The sequence below is a fragment of the Streptomyces clavuligerus genome (assembly GCF_005519465.1).
GTDB classification, from domain to species: domain Bacteria; phylum Actinomycetota; class Actinomycetes; order Streptomycetales; family Streptomycetaceae; genus Streptomyces; species Streptomyces clavuligerus.
Genome location: NZ_CP027858.1, coordinates 6,170,804 through 6,188,565 on the forward strand (window position 1 = coordinate 6,170,804; position 17,762 = coordinate 6,188,565).

At 66.9% G+C, this 17,762-nt stretch carries 15 protein-coding genes and 1 pseudogene; 12 read left to right on the forward strand and 4 right to left on the reverse strand.

What is annotated here, in order from left to right:
- Nucleotides 1-73: 73 nt before the first annotated feature.
- Nucleotides 74-748 (forward strand): TetR/AcrR family transcriptional regulator, encoded by a 675-nt coding sequence (locus CRV15_RS26040; protein WP_003959507.1) that lies wholly within the window; start codon nt 74-76, stop codon nt 746-748.
- A gap of 67 nt (nt 749-815) precedes the next feature.
- On the opposite strand, the gene CRV15_RS26045 is transcribed toward CRV15_RS26040, so the two are convergent.
- A complete protein-coding gene (locus CRV15_RS26045) occupies nt 816-1,526 on the reverse strand; it encodes a TetR family transcriptional regulator (RefSeq protein WP_009995331.1) in 711 nt (236 codons plus the stop codon).
- 115 nt (nt 1,527-1,641) lie between these two features.
- Here CRV15_RS26045 and CRV15_RS26050 point away from each other — a divergent pair, with 115 nt between their 5' ends.
- Genes CRV15_RS26050 through CRV15_RS26060 form a run of 3 tightly spaced genes read left to right on the forward strand, consistent with a single transcriptional unit; the run spans nt 1,642 to nt 4,773 of the window.
- A complete protein-coding gene (locus CRV15_RS26050; RefSeq protein WP_003955331.1) occupies nt 1,642-2,574 on the forward strand; it encodes a zinc-binding dehydrogenase in 933 nt (310 codons plus the stop codon).
- 49 nt (nt 2,575-2,623) lie between these two features.
- Nucleotides 2,624-3,622 carry an LLM class flavin-dependent oxidoreductase gene (locus tag CRV15_RS26055; RefSeq protein WP_003955330.1) on the forward strand — a complete coding sequence of 333 codons (999 nt, stop codon included), beginning with the start codon at nt 2,624-2,626 and terminating at the stop codon, nt 3,620-3,622.
- Between the two features lie 50 nt (nt 3,623-3,672).
- Nucleotides 3,673-4,773, forward strand: a complete 1,101-nt coding sequence (locus tag CRV15_RS26060) for an alkene reductase (protein WP_003955329.1) — start codon at nt 3,673-3,675, stop codon at nt 4,771-4,773.
- 393 nt (nt 4,774-5,166) lie between these two features.
- Here the strand turns inward: CRV15_RS26060 and CRV15_RS26065 are convergent, their stop codons facing one another.
- Complete coding sequence (locus CRV15_RS26065) at nt 5,167-5,967, reverse strand: MFS transporter (protein ID WP_009995326.1); 801 nt, start codon at nt 5,965-5,967, stop codon at nt 5,167-5,169.
- The gene (locus CRV15_RS26070) at nt 5,924-6,424 is read right to left on the reverse strand and encodes an MFS transporter (protein ID WP_003959504.1); all 501 of its coding nucleotides are present in this window, start codon (nt 6,422-6,424) and stop codon (nt 5,924-5,926) included. Before CRV15_RS26070 ends, CRV15_RS26065 begins: the two co-directional genes overlap by 44 nt.
- A 109-nt stretch (nt 6,425-6,533) precedes the next feature.
- Between CRV15_RS26070 and CRV15_RS26075 the strand changes: the two genes are divergently transcribed.
- The 8 genes and pseudogenes from CRV15_RS26075 to CRV15_RS26115 all read left to right on the forward strand — a co-directional run bounded on the left by CRV15_RS26075 (nt 6,534) and on the right by CRV15_RS26115 (nt 14,508).
- The gene (locus tag CRV15_RS26075) at nt 6,534-7,031 is read left to right on the forward strand and encodes a winged helix-turn-helix domain-containing protein (protein ID WP_009995325.1); all 498 of its coding nucleotides are present in this window, start codon (nt 6,534-6,536) and stop codon (nt 7,029-7,031) included.
- A gap of 53 nt (nt 7,032-7,084) precedes the next feature.
- Entirely contained in the window at nt 7,085-7,333 is a 249-nt protein-coding gene (locus CRV15_RS26080) for a transposase (RefSeq protein WP_420903226.1), read from the forward strand.
- 575 nt (nt 7,334-7,908) lie between these two features.
- Nucleotides 7,909-9,339 (forward strand): group II intron reverse transcriptase/maturase, encoded by a 1,431-nt coding sequence (gene ltrA, locus CRV15_RS26090; RefSeq protein ID WP_009995324.1) that lies wholly within the window; start codon nt 7,909-7,911, stop codon nt 9,337-9,339.
- A 139-nt stretch (nt 9,340-9,478) separates the two neighbouring features.
- A pseudogene (locus CRV15_RS36870) lies at nt 9,479-9,718 on the forward strand (transposase); the annotation flags it as partial.
- Nucleotides 9,719-9,928: 210 nt separating this feature from the next.
- Nucleotides 9,929-10,354 (forward strand): hypothetical protein, encoded by a 426-nt coding sequence (locus tag CRV15_RS36875; RefSeq protein WP_162925172.1) that lies wholly within the window; start codon nt 9,929-9,931, stop codon nt 10,352-10,354.
- Nucleotides 10,264-10,794, forward strand: coding sequence for a pPIWI_RE module domain-containing protein (locus tag CRV15_RS26105; protein WP_003955321.1), 531 nt, complete (start codon nt 10,264-10,266; stop codon nt 10,792-10,794). Before CRV15_RS36875 ends, CRV15_RS26105 begins: the two co-directional genes overlap by 91 nt.
- Before the next feature lie 435 nt (nt 10,795-11,229).
- On the forward strand, nt 11,230-13,503 hold the full coding sequence (locus CRV15_RS26110; RefSeq protein WP_230864091.1) for a helix-turn-helix domain-containing protein: 2,274 nt from the start codon (nt 11,230-11,232) through the stop codon (nt 13,501-13,503).
- Nucleotides 13,504-13,542: 39 nt separating this feature from the next.
- The gene (locus CRV15_RS26115) at nt 13,543-14,508 is read left to right on the forward strand and encodes a hypothetical protein (RefSeq protein ID WP_003955319.1); all 966 of its coding nucleotides are present in this window, start codon (nt 13,543-13,545) and stop codon (nt 14,506-14,508) included.
- Between the two features lie 49 nt (nt 14,509-14,557).
- Here CRV15_RS26115 and CRV15_RS26120 read toward each other — a convergent pair whose 3' ends face one another.
- Complete coding sequence (locus tag CRV15_RS26120; RefSeq protein WP_003955317.1) at nt 14,558-17,665, reverse strand: DEAD/DEAH box helicase; 3,108 nt, start codon at nt 17,663-17,665, stop codon at nt 14,558-14,560.
- Nucleotides 17,666-17,762 lie beyond the last annotated feature (97 nt).

A 17,762-nucleotide genomic window follows, 5' to 3' on the forward strand; every position in this document is an offset into this window, starting at 1 on the left:
CAGAGAAAGTGACCGTACGGTCCGCTTCGTGGAAGAAATGTGACCGCATGGTCCGGTTAGGTATGATGAGGGCATGAAGAGAGCCGACGCCGTGCGCAACAGGAGCCTGCTGATCGACGCCGCCGCCGCCGAGTTCGCCGAGCACGGCATGGATGTGTCCATCACCCGGATCGCCCAGCGCGCCGGGATCGGCAAGGGCACGGTCTTCCGCCACTTCGACACCAAGGAACAGCTCCTCGCCGAGATCTTCAGTGACCGGCTGGAGGAGCTGGTGATGACCGGCCTGCGACTCTCCCTCTCCGCCGACCCCGAGGCGGCGCTGGCCGCGTTCATGCGCGCCGGGGTGGAGCTCCAGGCCCGCGACCGCTCGTTCTGCCAGGCCGCCACCGCGCTCTCACCGAGCGAGGCCAGCGTCCGCGCCTCCCGCGAACGCCTCGCCGAGGTCGCCGACATCCTCGTCACCCGCGCCCAGCGCACCGGCACCGTCCGCGACGACGTCACCGGCGTCGACATCGTGCTGCTCCAGACCGCCGCCTCCCAGGCCGTCCTCAGCATCGCCGACGGCTCGCCCGAGCTGTGGGACCGCTACCTCGGCGTGATCCTCGACGGACTCCGCCCCGCCGCCGCCCGCGCCCTGCCCGTCGGCGCCCCGACCCTGCCCCAGTTCACCGGCGCCCCGACCGGGGGCGCGGAACCGGAGCCCGCGGGGGCACGCCCGGCCGGCGCCCCGCAGGCGGCCATCGGCTGAGGTCCGGTGGCATTCCGGAGTCGACGTGCACGCCCCGGGGTGATGAACCCGTACGCCGGAGATCCGGTCAGGCGTGGCGGGGGCCGGGGGAGGCGCCGTGGCCCGCCGCGGTGTGGCCGACGGCCTCGGGCACGGCGGCGAAGGCCCGGTCGGTGAGCGCGATCAGGTGCGCGCGGTCGGCGGTCGCGGCGGGGGCGGCCCAGTCGTGCAGCGCGCACCGCCAGGCCGCGACGGTGATCTCCAGGGCGATGCGCAGCCGTACGTCATCCGCGTCGCCGGGGGGCAGCCTGCGGGCGAGGAGGCCGAGGATGGCGGTGGAGGTCTCGGCGCAGTACTGAAGGCTCGCGGCGGTCAGCGCGGGGGTGGTCTCCACGAGGTGCCGACTCCGCGCGAACTGGTGCTCCCACGTCTCGTCCATCCGCTCCAGAGTGGTGATCAGCGCGCGGCGGAAGACGTCCAGGACGGGCCCGGACAGATCGCAGTCGCCCAGGACGTCCAGGCAGGCGGCCCAGAACTCCTTCTCCGGCGCGAGCGCGACGTCTTCCTTCGAGGAGAAGTAGCGGAAGAAGGTCCGCTTGGAGACCTCCACGGCGTCGGTGAGGTCGTCCAGGGTGGTGTGCTCGAAGCCGTCGCGGGTGTAACGGGCGAGGGCGGTCTCGATCAGCGCCCGGCGGGTGCGGAGCCGCTTGCGTTCCCGCAGCGGCAGCTCCCGGAGCCGGTGCTCCTCGGCGGTGCGGGAATCCCCGGCGGTGCGTCGGTCCTCGGCTGTCGTGGTCATGTCTTCGAGTCTAGGGAAAACGCTCCCGGAATACAGAAGCCTCCCTCTGCTGTTTGGCATCTGTAGGCAAGTGCCACTGAGTGGCATATTGAACCGTGATCGTGAGGAGAACCCTGTGCGTGCCCTGATCGTCGACCGTTCCGCCCCGGGCGGGCTCCGGCTCGCCGGGACGACCGACCCGGTACCCGCCGCCCATCAGGCACTGGTGCGGGTACGGGCGGTCTCGCTCAATCCGGCCGAGTTCCGGTATGTCCTGCCGCAGGCGCCCGACGGGGCGGTGATCGGCTGGGACGCCGCCGGGGTCGTGGAACGCGCGGCGGCCGACGGCTCCGGGCCGGCCGCGGGCACCCCGGTGATCACCCTCGGCCTCTCCGGCGCGTGGGCGGAGCTCCAGGCCGTGGACACCGCGCTGATCGGTACCGTCCCCGACGGCGCCGACCCGGCGGTGATGAGCACCCTGCCCGTCGCCGCCGGAACCGCGCTGCGCGGGCTGCGCCGCCTCGGTCCGGTCCTGGGCCGCCGGGTGATGATCACCGGCGCGACGGGCGCGGTGGGACGCTTCGCGATCCAGCTCGCCGTACGCGCCGGGGCCCATGTCACGGCCGTCTCCCGCGACACCTCCCGCACGGAGGAACTGCTCGCGCTCGGCGCGCACGAGGTCGTCGCCGGCCCCGCCGCCGTCACCGCACCCGTGCACGGTGTCCTCGACACCGTCGGCGGGTCCGTCCTCCCCGCCGCCTACCAGGCCCTCGGCGAGGGCGGAGTGCTCGTCCTGGCCGGAGCCGCCTCCGGCCAGGACACGGTCTTCGGACCGGGAACGCTGCTCGCGGACCCGGCCCGCCACCACCGCGCCGTCCACACCTTCTTCCTGATGGCGGAGGGCGGTATCGACCAGGACCTGACCTGGCTCGCCGCCGAGACCGCCGCCGGACGGCTGCGCCCGCACATCGCCCGGCGCGGCGACTGGGCCGCCACTGACACCGTCGACACCATCGCCGCTGTGGCCGGCAGCCGGCTCCCCGGCAAGGCCGTCCTCACCCTCTCCTGAAGCCGACCCCGGCGGGCCGCCCGGCCCGCCGCTCCCGAAAGAATCCCCGATGCGCACCCGCACCACGAACATCCCGCTGTCCGTTCTCGACCTCTCCCCGATCCGCCACGGCCACGGCCCGGCCGAAGCCCTCGCCAACACCGTCGAACTGGCCCGCGCCATTGAGGCGTACGGCTACCACCGTTTCTGGATCTCCGAGCACCACAACACCACCGCCATGGCCAGCTCCGCGACCTCCATCATGATCGGCCGGGTCGCCGCCGCCACCGAGCGGATACGGGTCGGCGCGGGCGGCGTCATGCTGCCCAACCACGCCCCGTATGTCGTGGCCGAACAGTTCGGCACCCTCGCGGCCTACCACCCCGGCCGGATCGACCTCGGCCTCGGCCGTGCCCCCGGCACCGACCCCTGGACCACCCGGGCCCTGCGCCGCGACCACAAGGGCGGTCTCGACTTCCCGGAGCAGGTCGCCGAACTCCGCGGCTACCTCGCGCCCGGAGACGGGAAGGGCAAGGTCCGCGCCATCCCCGGCGAGGGCTCCGACGTCCCCGTGTACATCCTCGGGTCCAGTACCTTCGGCGCGGCACTCGCCGCCCGCGAGGGCCTGCCCTTCGTCCACGCGTCGCACTTCTCGCCCGACCGGCTCGACGAGGCCCTGGAGCGGTACCGCGCCGAGTACCGGCCTTCGGCCGCGCACCCGGAGCCGTACGCGATCGTCGCGGCCAACGCCGTCGTCGCCGACACCGAGAAGGAGGCCGTCCGTACGTTCTCCACCCTGCGGCAGAAGTTCCTCACCCACTTCCGGGGAGAGATGCGGATACTGCCCCCGGTCGACGACATCGACCGTGTCTGGGCACCGCAGGAGGCACAGATGGTGAACGCCATGCTCCGCGAGTCCTTCGTCGGCACCCCCGACACCGTCCGCGCGGGGCTGGAAGACCTCGCCGAGCGCACCGGGGCCGACGAACTCATGATCGTCTCTGAGGCGTGGGACTTCGCCACCCGGCTGAGGTCCTACGAACTCCTCGCCAGGACCTGGAACCTCTGACCGTCCCCGCCGAGAAGGCACTCCGCCCCCACCGAGAAAGGCACTTCGCCATGTCCGCCCCCGCCGCCCTCTTCCAGCCCGTCCGCCTCGGCGCCCTCACCCTCGCCAACCGCATGGTCATGGCCCCCATGACCCGGGCCCGGGCCCACGAGGACGGCACGCCGAGCGCGCTCATGGCCGAGTACTACGGCCAGCGCGCCACGGCCGGTCTGATCGTCGCCGAGGGAACCCACCCCGCCGCCCTCGGCGCGATCGGCCCCCATGCGCCGGGCCTGTTCACCGACGCCCACCAGGACGGCTGGGCGGCGGTCGCCGACGCGGTCCACGCGGCGGGCGGACGTGTCTTCCTCCAGCTCATGCACGCCGGACGCCTCGCCCACCCGGACTTCCTCCCCGACGGCGCCCGGCCCGTCGCCCCTTCCGCCGTGGCGGCCCGTACCGAGATCTTCACCCCCTCGGGCCGGGCCCCGGCGGTGGTCCCCCGTGCCCTCGCCGAAGCGGAGATCACCGGTCTGGTCGCCGACTTCGTGAACGCCGCCTGCCGGGCCGTCGCCGCCGGGCTCGACGGCGTGGAGATCCACGCCGCCAACGGCTACCTCCTCCACCAGTTCCTCGCCGACGACGCCAACACCCGCACCGACCGCTGGGGCGGCGACGCCCACGGCCGTATCCGCCTCACCACCGAGATCACCCGCGCCGTCGCCGCCACCATCGGCCCCCACCGCACCGGCCTGCGCATCTCGCCCTCGAACCCCTATGGAGACCTGACCGAAGCCGACCCCTGCACCACCTACACCACCCTCGTCCGCGACCTGGCCCCGCTCGGCCTCGCCTACCTCCACCACAGCGAGACCGGCACCGAACTCGACGCGGTGATACGCGCGTCCTGGCCGACCGCCCTGGTCGTCACACCGCCGCCCGCCGGAACGGGCAAGGAGGACGCCGCCGCCGGAGCCCTCGCCCGCGGCGCCGACCTGGTCTCCTTCGGCCGCGACTACCTCGCCAACCCCGACCTCGTCCACCGCTGCCGGATCGGCGCCTCGCTCAACGAACCCCGTCCGACCGGGTTCTACGGCGGCGGAGCGGATGGCTATACCGACTACCCGGCACTGGGCGGGGAACCGGAGCCAGGCGGGCGCGGCACGGCGTGAGCGAACCCCATGGGGAGCCGGGCGGCGGCCTCCCACGGCGGACACGTACTCCTGCCAGGCCCGCCTGGACTCCGGATGGTTCTCCGGCCAGATGTTGGCCAGGGTCCGTGTCGCCCACTCGTCGCCGAGTCTTTGACGAAGAACCCGGAGCCTGTGCACGCCTGGTCGATGTTGTGGGCGACCTCCGCGCGACTCTGCGCGGTACCCCTCGACGGCAGGTCGATGACAGACACGGAACCATCGGCGACAGCGGAGGCCGTCCGGTCACCCGTGCAGGACTGGTCCCTTAACCTCTTTCCTCCCCCTTCAGTGGCCGCACGGTTTCAGCCGGACGCTCCGACTGCCCCTTCCAGACGTGGGTCCGGTGGGTGCCCGGGGACAGCAGGGCGACGATCAGCGCGCCGCACACGAGGATGCCGAAGGCCGCCCGGAGCGCCACGGTGCAGCCGTGGACCGTGGCGGTGTCGACGGCTTCCGGGCGGTTCCGTGATCGTTCAGATACGACACGGTGACGCTGGTGGCGATGGGGTTGAGCAGCGCGGTGCCGAACACGGTACCCACCTGCTGGACCGTGGTGTAGGCCGCCGCCGCGCCACCCGCATCGGCCGGGTCGAGCTCGACTGCCGCCCTGTTCGTCGCCGTCGCCAGCGGGAACATGTGGGAGCTGTCCACTTCCAGCCGTGTGAGGATCAGCATGCCGACGGCGGACGACAGCAGGCTCCCCGTGATCAGGACGTTCGGGGCGACCCGACGGCGTGGTCTTCCGGCGATGAGCACCGCGCCGACAGTGGTGCTCACGGCGTTCACCAGCAGCGTCATTCCCGCCTTGGCTGACGAGTAGCCGAGGACCATCTGCGCGCAGTAACTCACGAAGAGGTAGAAGCCGAACATCGGCCACACGGAGACGAACGTGGTGCCGCGGGCCTGGTGGACCAGGATGCGCAAGGGCAGCAGAGGGCGCTGTGATCCGGCCTCGACCAGGACGAACAGACCCAACAGAAGCACTCCGACGACCAGCAGGGCGAGCACCACCGGGTCGCCCCAGCCGTGCGGTTCCGCTTGGACGAAGCCGTAGACGAGTGCGACGAGGCGCGCTGTACTGAGCCGCGCACCGGGAAGGTCCAGGCCGCGCAGATCGCCGCTGGGGCGGTCACGCAGAAGGAGCGGGACGCCGATCAGGGTGATTACGGTCATGGGGATGCTGATGTAGGGGCACCAGCGTCGGTCGGCGTACTCGGTGAGCAGCCCCCACCACGACGCCGAGTGCTGCTCCGCCCGCACCGCCGCCGGCGAAGACGCCGAAGACTGTCCCGCGCTCACGCCCGTCGGTGAAAGTCAGGAGCAGGAGGGACAGGGCTGCCGGGGCCAGGAGTGGGGCGAAGACGCCCTGTCCGGCACGTGCGGCGAAGAGCGTGCCCGTGCTGCCCGCCGCACCGCCGGGCGCGGGGGCCAGCGCGAAGCCGACGAGGCCGATGACGAAGGACCTTCGGTGGCCGATCGGACCGCGGATCCGCCTGCCCACGAGCAGGAGGCCGCCGAACGCGAGGGCGTAGGCCGTGATCACCCAGTGGTGGTCGGTGTCCGTCATGCCCAGGCTGGCCTGGGCCGAGGGCAGGGCGATGTTCACGATGGTCACGTCCAGCACAACCATTACTGACCTTGTAGGTGTGGTGTCGTTCGGGGGTGACAGGTTGTGATCGTTGCGGTGGGCCGGGTGTATGAGGTGTCCGCAGGGTGGGGGTCTGTCGCCTGAGCGGCAGGTGTTTCGTGAGTACATCCTGCTGGAGGCGGCCGGGATGTTCGCGGCGGGGCGGGACAACGCCTCGGTCGCCCGTGAGTTACGGGTCGGTGTCCGGTCGGTCCAGCGCTGGCGGCGGTCATGGACGGAGCGGGGAGACACCGGGCTGCGGTCCCGTGGGCCGGTGTCCCGGCCGAAGCTGGACGAGCACCTGCTTGCCGCCCTGGAGGAAGAGCTCGCCAGGGGTCCGGCCGCGCACGGCTGGCCGGACCAGACCTGGACCCTGGCCCGGATCAGAACACTGATCGGCAGACGCTTCCACAAGACCATGACGCTGTCGGGTATCTCCCAGATGCTGCGGCGGCACGGCTGGAGCCACCAGGTCCCCGCCCGCCGTGCGGTCGAGCGGAACGAGGCGGCGGTGGCCGGCTGGGTGAAGGACATGTGGCCCCGAGTGGAACCACCGCGGCGGCGCTCGACGCCTGCCTCGTCTTCGAGGACGAAGCCGGGTTCCCGATAACGCCGCCCACCACACGCACCTGGTCCCGCCGCGGGACCACCCCGGTCATCACCGTGAGAGGCCGCTCCCGGCGCCGGATCTCGATCGCGGCCCTGGCCTGCTGCAAAGCCGGCGAGCGTTCACGGCTCATCTACCGGCCCATGCTCCACCCGAACCATGAAGCCGCCGGACGCCGCAGCTTCGCGTGGACCGGCTACCGCGACCTCCTCATCGCGGCACACCGACAGCCCGGCGGCCCGATCGTGCTCGTCTGGGACCACCTCAAGTGCGCCACGAGGCGCTACGGAATCGAGTGGGGGTGAAAGGACTCCACCGCCGGGCGGTCGCAGCCGCTCGGTGAAGCTGGGGGCAGTCGCCACGTGGGAACGCAGGTGGCGGCGGGAAGCAGCCCCGACAACGACGGGACGGGTCGGCACTGTCAGACGGTCCGGGTCCGGCAAGCAGCGAGGAGAAGGTGTACGAGAGGAACCGCCGTCTGACGCCCCGTAAGTGTCCCGCTCGGCTCAAACCTGACGGATACGGGCCGGGTTGCAGCGCGTGAACTGTCATTCTTCTGGGTGAAGTTCAACTCCGAAGCCGGTTTTGAGGCCCGGTGGGGAGGCCATGCCGAAAGTCTGCGGCGTAGGCATGGCGAGGCTGTCGGGGTAGAGGCGGGCACCTCCCTCCTTGATCGATTCTGTAGTGAACGTGGGAACCGCCTGCGGTCGCCCTTCCCGCCGGACAGCCAGTTCGGAGGCGGGCAGGTCCGTTGCCAACTGAGGGCCGTTGGGCGGGGCGGAGGTCTCGTAGTAGTCCGAGCGCGCGAGAGGCGCGTACATGGCGAAGGAGACCAGCAAGTCAGCAGTGGACGTACTGGAAAGTCAGGAGGCTGTCGCCGGTGAATACCGACGAACTTGACTCCGTTCTGTTCGGAGCGGAGCGCAGGGTACTGAAAATCCAGACCAAGCTGCACTGTTGGGCCCGTGATGACCCTCATCGCAGGTTCAATGATCTGTTCAACCTCGTTGCCGATCCCGCGTTCCTTCTGGTCGCGTGGGACCGGGTGCGGGCAAACAAGGGAGCGCGCACAGCCGGAGTGGATGGGCGCACGGCCCGTTCCATCGAGGCCGGGCAGGGCGTCGTGGACTTCCTCGACGGGCTGCGATCGCAGGTGAAGGACCGCAGTTTCTGCCCGCTGCCGGTGCGGGAACGGATGATCCCGAAGTCGGGCGGTAAATTGCGCCGCCTGGGGATCGCCACCATTGCCGACCGGGTTGTGCAGGCTTCCTTGAAGCTGGTGCTGGAGCCGATCTTCGAAGCGGATTTCTACCCGTGCTCCTACGGGTTTCGCCCGAATCGTCGTGCTCACGACGCCGTGGCTGAGGTGCGCTACTTCGCGTCCCGCTCCTACGAGTGGGTCGTCGAGGGCGACATCACGGCATGCTTCGACGAGATCTCCCATCCGACCCTGATGGACCGGATGCGGGAACGAATCGGAGACAAGCGCGTCCTGGCACTGGTGAAGGCGTTCCTCAAAGCAGGCATCCTCGGCGAGGACCGCATGCTGCGAGACAGCAGCGCCGGAACCCCGCAGGGTTCGATCCTTCCACCGCTGCTGAGCAACGTGGCCCTGACGGTCCTGGACGAGCACATTGCCCAAGGCCCTGGCGGACCCGCCTCAAGCCAGACGGAGAGAGCCAAGCGCCGTTGTCACCGCCTGCCCAACTACCGGCTCGTCCGCTACGCGGACGACTGGTGCTTGATGGTGTCGGGCACGAACGACGATGCCGAAGCCCTCCGGGAAGAGATCGCAGAAGTCCTGTCCGGTATGGGGCTGCGCCTGTCACCGGAGAAGACTCTGATCACCCACATCGACAAGGGCCTCGACTTTCTCGGCTGGCGCATCCAACGCCACCGAAAACGAGGCAGCACCCGGCACTACATCTACACCTATCCGTCCGGCAAGGCTGTCAAGGCCATGACGGGCAAGGTCAGGACGATGTGCCGGACAACGGACACGAGCCAGCCGCTCGATGCCCTGTTGCGTCAGCTCAACCCGGCGCTCAAGGGTTGGTGCGTCTACTTCCGGCCCGGCGTGTCCAGCGCGACCTTCTCCTACCTGAGCTACTACACGTGGCATCAGGTCGGGAGCTGGTTGCGCCGCAAACACCGCCGGTCCACATGGAAGGACCTCCGCCGCCGCTACTGCGACGTCGGATGGTGGCCGGCCTCAGAGGAAAGGCCACTGTTCAACCCCGCGAAGGTAACCACCACGCGTTACCGCTACCGGGGAACAGTCATCCCGACTCCATGGCCCGGCCTGGAATGAGGACAGCACACGTGTTCTGAACAGGACTTGTGGAGCGCCCGGTGCTCGGAAACGGGCACGCCGGGCGCGGGAAGCGGCCCGGGGAAACGGACCGGTCGACAAGACCGGAACCGCGCCCTGGATCGACTTCACCGTCCACCGCGACCGCCGACTGCACGCGTTCATCAACAGCCAAAAATGGCTCAGAGCTCACTACCTGCCACCGTACGCGCCCCAGCTCAACCCGGTCGAAGGCATCTGGTCCGTACTCCGCAGACGCTGCCAGGCCAGCACCGCCTTCACGGACCCAGCCCACCTGATGAGCACCCTCCGGCGAGGACTGCGCCAGATCCAGTACCGGCCCGAACTCATCAACGGATGCCTCACCGGAACCGGACTACCCAGACGACACCACGCCCACAAGGTCAGTAACTGGGCAAGGCTCACGACGGCAGGGTCCACCAGTGCTTCTTGGAAGGAAGAGCCGCCACTGACGCGGGAGCGCATCGTCCGGGCCCCATCCCCTGCTCGACGAGCAGGGGATGGGGCCCGGACGATGCGCCACCTGGCCGAGCGGCTTCAGCCATATGCCACTACCCTGTACTGGCATATGGCGACCAAGGCCGACGTCATCGATCTGGCGGTTGACGCGATCTTCCGCGAGACCTCGCTGCCGGATCAGCGGGCCGAGAACCCGCGGGACGACATCGTGGCCCTGGCTAACACGTGGCGCCAGGCGATGCTGTGGCATCCCTGGGCAGCCACCCTGCTGGCGCGGCAGCGCCCGCTGATGGGGCCCAATTTCCTGGCCTGGAATGGGTTCCTGCAGTTCGCGTTGTTGCGTACGGGGCTGACGTGGAGGGCAGCGCGACCGGTACCCTACCGTCGCCGCGAACAACTACATCTCCGACGTCGACTGGGACACCGCCCTTCGACCCCTGGGTCTTGTCCACTGCGGTCAGAGAGTGGCAAGGGCGAGGGCACCAACACGCTTGCTCCCTGCTGGCTGCCGCCGAAGTCGAACACCCCAATCTAGCCTCTTACATCCGCGGCGCCGAGGACGGCACCCCGCACGCCCCGGGCTGGTTCGACCGTATCGCGGCCTGGAACTTCACGCAGCGCCTGGCCCACAGATTCCTGCCAGTCCCCGACGGCCCCCGGATACGCCGAATCCGTTGGCGCATGGACACCCAGGGCAGTCTCATCAGTTGGGACGACCTCACGAAGAGGACGACCCTGAAGCCCAAGTGCACCGGATACGCCGTGCATAAACTGGACTTCCGTGTCGTTACCCAGCCCGGCGAGCCCCTGTTCGCCCTTCACGTACTGCCCACGTTCAGCCGCCTGGCGACCCACTGGGCCAGCACCCGCACTGCCTTCATCGAGCAGGGCGCAAACAAAAACACACTGCTGCGTATGCCGATCGGCCACACCACATCGTCCTTTACAGCGGTGGCACGACGTGCCGGAGGGTGACCCGAGGCCCTGGCCCCCTACACGAGCACCCCCGACCAGTCGCTGGACTGCAGCGACCACCGCCCCAGCGAACAGCTCTTCGTCCGCTGCCACCGCCCGCCCTCGACTGTGCCGACCGTGTCGACTGGCGGCACGAACTCGACTTCTTCGCGTCCGGGTGAGGGACTGTCGCGCCGTCCCGACCAACATGCAAATTAGGGCACTTTGCACTTTTTACATAAAAAGTGCAACTCGCGCATTTTCTGCTGTTTCCTTTTGCCTCTGGAAACAGGAAACCCATTCCATCGGCGGTCGAATGCGGGGATGCTACTTCCGTGCCGGCGAGTGCGCGATGCACTTACTCGCATATCTGTTCGATCTGGCGGGAGTGAAGGGAGGGTTCCATGCACACCCATCGTCGCGGCAGTCGTTTCGTAATTTGAAATAGAAATGCATATGTCTTTCAATCTGAAGAGAAAGGTTGAATTGTTCGCGATGGACGATCCGATAAATTTTGGCAGTGAGCTCCGGCGTAGGCGCAAAGAGGCTCAGATGTCAATCTCTGAAATGGCTCGGCGTGTCCACTACAGCAAGGGGTACCTGAGCAGAGTGGAGACCGGCAAGGCATCTGGAAGTCCTGCTCTTGCTCAAGCGTGTGACAGGGAGTTGTGCGCTGACGGAGAGTTGGCCGAGTTGGTACCTGGAGAGCAGGATGAGACGTCTGCCTTGCTGGCTCCTGATGCACTCAATGGGCTGCCGCCGGTGACAGGCCACTTCATCGGGCGGTCGAAGGAGCTGAATTATATAGCTGCATTCGTCAATGAGTATGTAGGCGGAAATGTTTGCCTGATCAACGGTATGGCTGGAGTCGGTAAGACTGCCCTGGCGTTGCGTGGAATCTGGAACGCGGCGGAGTCGTTCCCCGACGGCTGCCTGTTTCTCAACCTCGGTGGGGACGCCCGTGACGGCAGGGGTGTCACACCCCATGCAGCGCTCGATGCGCTGCTCCGGCTGCTCGGAGTTGCGGGCGAGTGCATTCCTCCAGGTTTCGACGCTCGGGCAAACCTGTATCGGAGTGTTGTGCAGGGAAAGAAAATAATGATATTTCTCGACAATGCTTACAATGCTGCGCAGGTAATTCCGTTGCTTCCAGCGGAACAGAAGTGCAGGGTGATTGTCACCAGTCGAAATCGACTTCATGCCCTCGACGACGCGATGCATCTGCCGATGGATGTGCTTGCAGAGGAAGAGGCGATCACGCTCTTCCGTTCTGTCGGCGGCCACCGTGCCGACTGTGCTGACCGTGACACAGCCACCCGTATCGTGGCGCATTGTGGTGGGCTGCCGCTGGCGATCCGCATCGCGGCGGCCAGGTTCCGGGGCAACTTGGCCTGGACGCCCAGGGAGCTTGAGGGCCTGCTCGCCGATGAGAGGACCCGGCTCGGGGTGCTCGACGACGGCGAGCGCAGTGTCGCGGCGGCCCTGACGGTTTCCTGCCGTGCGCTTACCGGTGAGCAACGGCGTCTCTTCGCCCTGTTGACCCTGTATCCAGGGCTGGAGATGTCGGTCGGCAGTGTAACCGCTCTGGCGGGTGTCGATCCGCTGTCGGCGCGGAGTCTGATCGACCGCTTGAGTGACGCTCATCTGGTGACGTATGTCACGGCTGATCGGATCAGCCTCCATGATCTCGTCCGTGAGTTCGCCCGTAGCAGGGTTCTTCCCGGGGTGTCGCAGCCCGCCCAGGACGCCTCCGTCCAACGGCTGCTCGATCACGCGTTGCTGTGGATCGGGGAAAGCAACGCGCTTCTCACCCCGCAGCGCTACCGGCTGCCGCACTCGGCGGCGGAACCTCTGGCCCATCAGAAGTTCGCTGGCCGTCAGTTCGCGCTCGACTGGATCGCCGTGGAGTGGACCGGACTGGTGAGGATGTGCCATCTGGCGGCTGTGCGCGGGTTGCACAGTCGGTGTTGGCAGTTGGCGTTTGCACTGCGTGAGTACTTCTTTCTCAACAAATTGTGGGATCCCTGGATCGAGACCCATCTGGTCGCGGTTGACGCGGCCCGGGTTTCGAAACATCGGCAAGGGTTGGCGATATCGCTAAACAACCTGGGCATCGGATACGTGGACCGAGGGAATCTGACTGCTGCCGTCGAGCGGTATCAAGAGGCGATGCAGATTTTCCGAGAACTGAACGATGAGCGTGGCATCATCGATACTCTGTGCAACCTTGCGTGGGTGGAACTCTACCGGGGAAGTCCCGAGGAAGCGCTGCGCGGCTTACATGTGGCGCTGAGCCACTACCGACGCCTGGGGAACGCCAGAAACGTGGCCATCACGCTCCGTGGTATCGCGCTGACGGAGTCAGAGCTCGATCTGTACGTGGATGCGGTCCACCATGCGAAGCAGGCCCGTGAAGTGTTTCGTACCCTGGATCTCTGCCTGGATGTAGTGATGTCGACCAATTGCATTGCCTGGGCTTACTTCAGAGCCGGCAACCACGAGGCCGCTGCCTTCTACTACGACTTGGGCGCCGTCCAGGCCGAACGGTTCGGGAGCAGTTATGAGAGGGCTCGGGCGCTGGTCGGTCTGGGTAATGTGTATGCCGCATCGGGTCGGCATTCCGAAGCCGCCGAGCAATGGGCGCGTGCCGATAAAATCCTTTCCCCGCTGTCACCTGTCATGGTAGGGGAAGCGCGGCTACGTCTGGAGTGGACCACCGCTTCCACGTAGGGCTAGGCACCTGGTGGGGAAAAGAGACAAGGGATCAATATGGAATTCAGTGCGTCGGAGGTTCTTTCAGAGCTTAAGAACCTGCGTAAGGGATTCGGCATGGAAGACCCTCAGGCGCTTTCGCGAGTCGGTAGCGCACTGCGATACATCGCGGGCGTGGCCGCGGAGGACGATCCGGCCAGACAACGCGAGAGGATTAAATCCTGCCTGCTGGAGCGGACCTGCGCCCTCCCCCTCGATCTGTCCTCCTACAGCAGGGTCGCCCTCGCGCTCGATGGCTCATGCACCGAGCGGTTCGAGCACAGGCTGCGCAGGATCGCGATGGAACTTGACCGTGACACACGCACGGCGCGCCGACGGGTCGATGAGGCGTTCAAGCGCCTCGCCGAGGAGGCGCTGGCCGCCGTGGTTCCTCCACGACTCCGACATCCTGGCACCCCGTGGCATCTCAGAAGCTTGAAGACACTTGTTCTTCTCGGTTCCCAGGGGACCGAGGTCATCGAAGAACGACGCATCGTGAGTCATCGCGATGGCTTGACGGACATTTTCCACTCATCCACTTTTGCGACAATGGGCGGGGAGAGGCACGCGGTCGACTCCGGGGGCTTCGACATCATTCTGCTCCAGGGTGGTACGTCGTCCGGATCCGCGTGGCTGTCAGCCACCAGGCTGGGACTTCGGGTGCAACTCCCTCGTCCACTCAATGCAGGGCACAGCCATGTATTGACGTTCCGCACTTTGGTGCCTGAGGGGGAGGCACTCGCACCGTACTACGTGTGCACCCCCAGGTTCCCGTGTGAGCGGTTCGATCTCACAGTCCGGTTCGGCGGATGTCCGCCGCATCGGGTATGGCGTCTCGACGACGAACTCCCGCTGGAGGCGGGAGATACCTCGCTCTGCCGTGGTGGGGTGGAAGTCGACGCGGCGGGAGAGGCCAGTGCTGCATTTACCGATCTGGAACCGAACCGCTCGTACGGGCTCGGCTGGACGTTGACACCTTTTTGAATTGAGCCGGTCCTCGTGCCTGGAAGGACGGGAGCGAGTCGTTCAGTGATCAGTCCACTGGCAGCGGAAGCAGGTCACTGAGATCAGGCCGGTCGGCCTCAGCCCGGGCAGCGGTGGCCGCGTCCAGCAAGTTACGCAACAAGAGGTTGTCGCCGCCGGCCACGTCCAGCAGCAGGGGCTGATGACCGGCGACGATCGCATCGATGGTCTCGAACCCTTCACGGAGAAGGCTCAGATACACCGGGCGGGGGATCCTTCGTTCCGTGTGCCGGGCGAGCGGCACGAACTCCTTGGGGATGCCCAGCTCGAGCTGGACCGGCAGGAGATCCGGCAGGTCACCGAGATCTGCGGACGGGCAAACATGCGCCGCGATGTCCAGGACCGCTCCCATGACGTCCGCTGCCCGGCGGGCTGCCTGGCGGACTGGGCCGGTGCTCCTTGCAGTGGGGGGCAGCATCAAAGTGATCGCCCTCTCGATCTGCGACAGAGCCATGCCTCGCGTCCACATCAGACAGGCGAGGGCACTGCGGGCGCAACCGTGCCCAGAGCCGTTCCGCTGCCGGGTGCCGAGTACTCGGGCGACCAGCGCCTCAGGAACGCCCTGCCGCTTGAGCTCGGATTCGAAGGACTTGCGCTCGGCGTCCGGCCTGGGGCTGCGCTGTTCGAAGCGGACGTCATGCAGTTCCGCGGTGAGATGCGCAGCGCAGATGAGAGTCATCCGATTGATCCCATTGTCGGGTACTGCCTTCAATGCCTGGACAACGGCATCGATCGAGTCGACACTCAGGCCGCTCCGGATGCTGATCTCTCCCAGCCGGGTCAGGGCGAGCCCGGAGTCCGACTTCTCCAGGAATCCGCTCTCGATCAGCTGCGCTACGGCAGTGCTCAGGCTCGGGCCTGGAAAAGGCGCCGTCGAGGGCGCACAGCGATGCTGGTACGCCGCGAAGGTCCAGGTGAAGAACTCCTCGATGCCTTCGTCGGTCAACCGTCCCAGGTGCGCGACAGGTCCGGTGAAGGCGGACAGCACAGACGATCGTAGATCCGTCGCCGTGTGGCGCAGAGCGGACCGGATGGGGCCGGGCGCGGCGAGAACGTACTCCTGTCGGATCCTCTGGACCTCCAGTGGGCTCTCGGCCAGGACGAAGGAGCGACCTCGCTCGGTGAGTCCCTTGCGGCCGGCGCGACCCGCCATGTTCTTGTACTCGGGTACAGAGTATTTGCGTTCGCCCGTGCCAGGGTGCTCAAGTTCACAGATCACGACGGAGTCCGCCGGCAGGTTAACTCCCTGGGCGAGCGTCGTCGTCGAGACGAGTACCCGCAGCCCGCTTTCAGGCTGCTTGAACGACTGCTCCAGCAGGCGTCGCTCCTCGTCGCTGAGGTCGGACACATGGAAGGCGACGCCTCTGGCCAGGCATTCGCGCAACAGGTCATTGACCTGACCGTCGTCCCCCTGGGGTAGTTCGCTGATCACGGTTTTGGCCGACGGGAGGCCAAGGCGTCGGGCGAGGCTTCGTGCGGTGGTCCGGACGTCGTGCCGAGTGGCCCGGAAGACGATGACCTGGTCTCCCTCCTCGACCAGTCGCGCCGTGAGTTCTACTGGCAACTGGTCGAAGGAGGAGACAGCGTGCGGCAGGAACTGTTCGACCCGTTCTTCCCCGTCTTCTGGCCGGTCGCCTCCGGGACCCGCCCGGGAGACGAGTCGTCCGTCCATTCCGATGACGCCTTCCCTGAGGACCGTCTCTCGTTTCTCATGCCGGACGGGCGTGGCGTCGAGCCAATCCGCGAGTCCGTCGGCATCGTCGAGCACGGCGGACAGACCGACGATCTGGAGGGCATGCCCGCGGCGCTTGCGCATCTTGATCCAAGTGAACAGCATCTCCAATAGCGGTCCGCGCTCAGGCAGCGCCAGCGCGTGGATCTCATCCACCACCAGGACCCCGACATGGTCCAGGAGTTCGGGATGTCCGGAGAGGAGGCCGATGTACTTCTCGTAGGTGAGGATCGCCAGCTCGTAGGAGCCCTTGAAGAGTCTGGAGATGTCGTCCCGCAACTCGCCCGTGACGCGGATCGTTCTGACTCCCGCGGCGCTGTACAGGTCGACGAACCGGTCGTACTGGTCGTTGACAAGGGCACGGGTGGGCAGTAGAAAGACGGCCTTCCTGCCTTGGGCAACGGCACGCAGGGAGGCAATCTCGCCGATCATCGTCTTCCCCGCTGACGTGGGCGCACTCACCAGAGCGCTGTTTCCGTCCAGCAGAACTGCCTCATTGACGGCACGGACCTGCAAGTCATTGAGCTTACCGAACTTCTGGCGCCAGGCGGCGATGATGTCCTCGTGGATTCCGTATGTGCCAAGACTTGAAAAGGCGTGAGTGATGCGTGGGGGTTTCCATGAGTCGCCGGTTGCGTGGTAGCGCGGACCCGCCCTAAGGACAGGGAAGCTCAGGTCTCCGGCCCAACCGCCGAAGCGCGGTTCTTGGAATTCATTCTTCAGCTCAAGTCTATGGGAACTGATTTTCGTGAATAGGTAATCGGTCAGCTTGCCCAGGCGGATCTTCCCATCACTGGGCAGGTTTTTGTCCCCCAGGAGAGCGCGAATGAGGTAGTAGCTCAGGAGGCCGTGGCGCAACGTCCGGCTCTCCTGTGCCTCTTGGTCCTTTCCGGTTGCAGTGAAGATGAGTCGGCCGCTTCCGGTGATTCTGCTCAGGACGTCCTGGGGTGAGGGCTCTGAAGAGCGGCTCATGCAGCCGCCCTGCGGTTCCGGCAGCACCTTGGCCAGTGCCGAACCTGAGAAGCAGCAGTCCAGTGCCACCAGTAGCCTCTTCGACGGGATCGCGTCGATCAGCTCCGTGAACTCATCAAGACGCACCGCCGTGTCAGCCAGTCTTGCCGGGTCAGCGTCATGGGTGGCCAGCTCGGCGGTACGCGTGCCGTGACCGGAGAAAGTGATCATGACGAAGTCGTCCGGTTCGCTGTCGCGCCCGAGTTGTCGCATTTCTGTCAGCAATCTGTCCTTGGTGGCGTCGCTGTCCAGAACTAGGCTGGTCGGCCCCGGGTAGTTGTCCGAGAGCAGGGCGTGCAGTGCGATGGCGTCCCGTTTGGCAAAACCCAGTGCCCGGAAACCGGGATTCTGGTAGTTGTCTACTCCAATGAACAAGCCGCGGAATGTCATCCGATCCCCAGAAGTCCTGTCGTAGAGGGAAGAAGAGTATGGCACGGCCGGCCGATCTGACTGCGCACTCCGGGGGAATTGA

Bases quoted from the DNA above. Each gene is read 5' to 3' on its own strand.
- CRV15_RS26110 (WP_230864091.1), top strand. From the start codon at position 11,230: ATGTCTTTCAATCTGAAGAGAAAGGTTGAATTGTTCGCGATGGACGAT.
- CRV15_RS26115 (WP_003955319.1), top strand. From the start codon at position 13,543: ATGGAATTCAGTGCGTCGGAGGTTCTTTCAGAGCTTAAGAACCTGCGT.
- CRV15_RS26070 (WP_003959504.1), bottom strand. From the start codon at position 6,424: ATGGTTGTGCTGGACGTGACCATCGTGAACATCGCCCTGCCCTCGGCC.
- CRV15_RS26040 (WP_003959507.1), top strand. From the start codon at position 74: ATGAAGAGAGCCGACGCCGTGCGCAACAGGAGCCTGCTGATCGACGCC.
- CRV15_RS36875 (WP_162925172.1), top strand. From the start codon at position 9,929: ATGGCGACCAAGGCCGACGTCATCGATCTGGCGGTTGACGCGATCTTC.
- CRV15_RS26055 (WP_003955330.1), top strand. From the start codon at position 2,624: ATGCGCACCCGCACCACGAACATCCCGCTGTCCGTTCTCGACCTCTCC.
- CRV15_RS26045 (WP_009995331.1), bottom strand. From the start codon at position 1,526: ATGACCACGACAGCCGAGGACCGACGCACCGCCGGGGATTCCCGCACC.
- CRV15_RS26065 (WP_009995326.1), bottom strand. From the start codon at position 5,967: ATGACCGTAATCACCCTGATCGGCGTCCCGCTCCTTCTGCGTGACCGC.
- CRV15_RS26060 (WP_003955329.1), top strand. From the start codon at position 3,673: ATGTCCGCCCCCGCCGCCCTCTTCCAGCCCGTCCGCCTCGGCGCCCTC.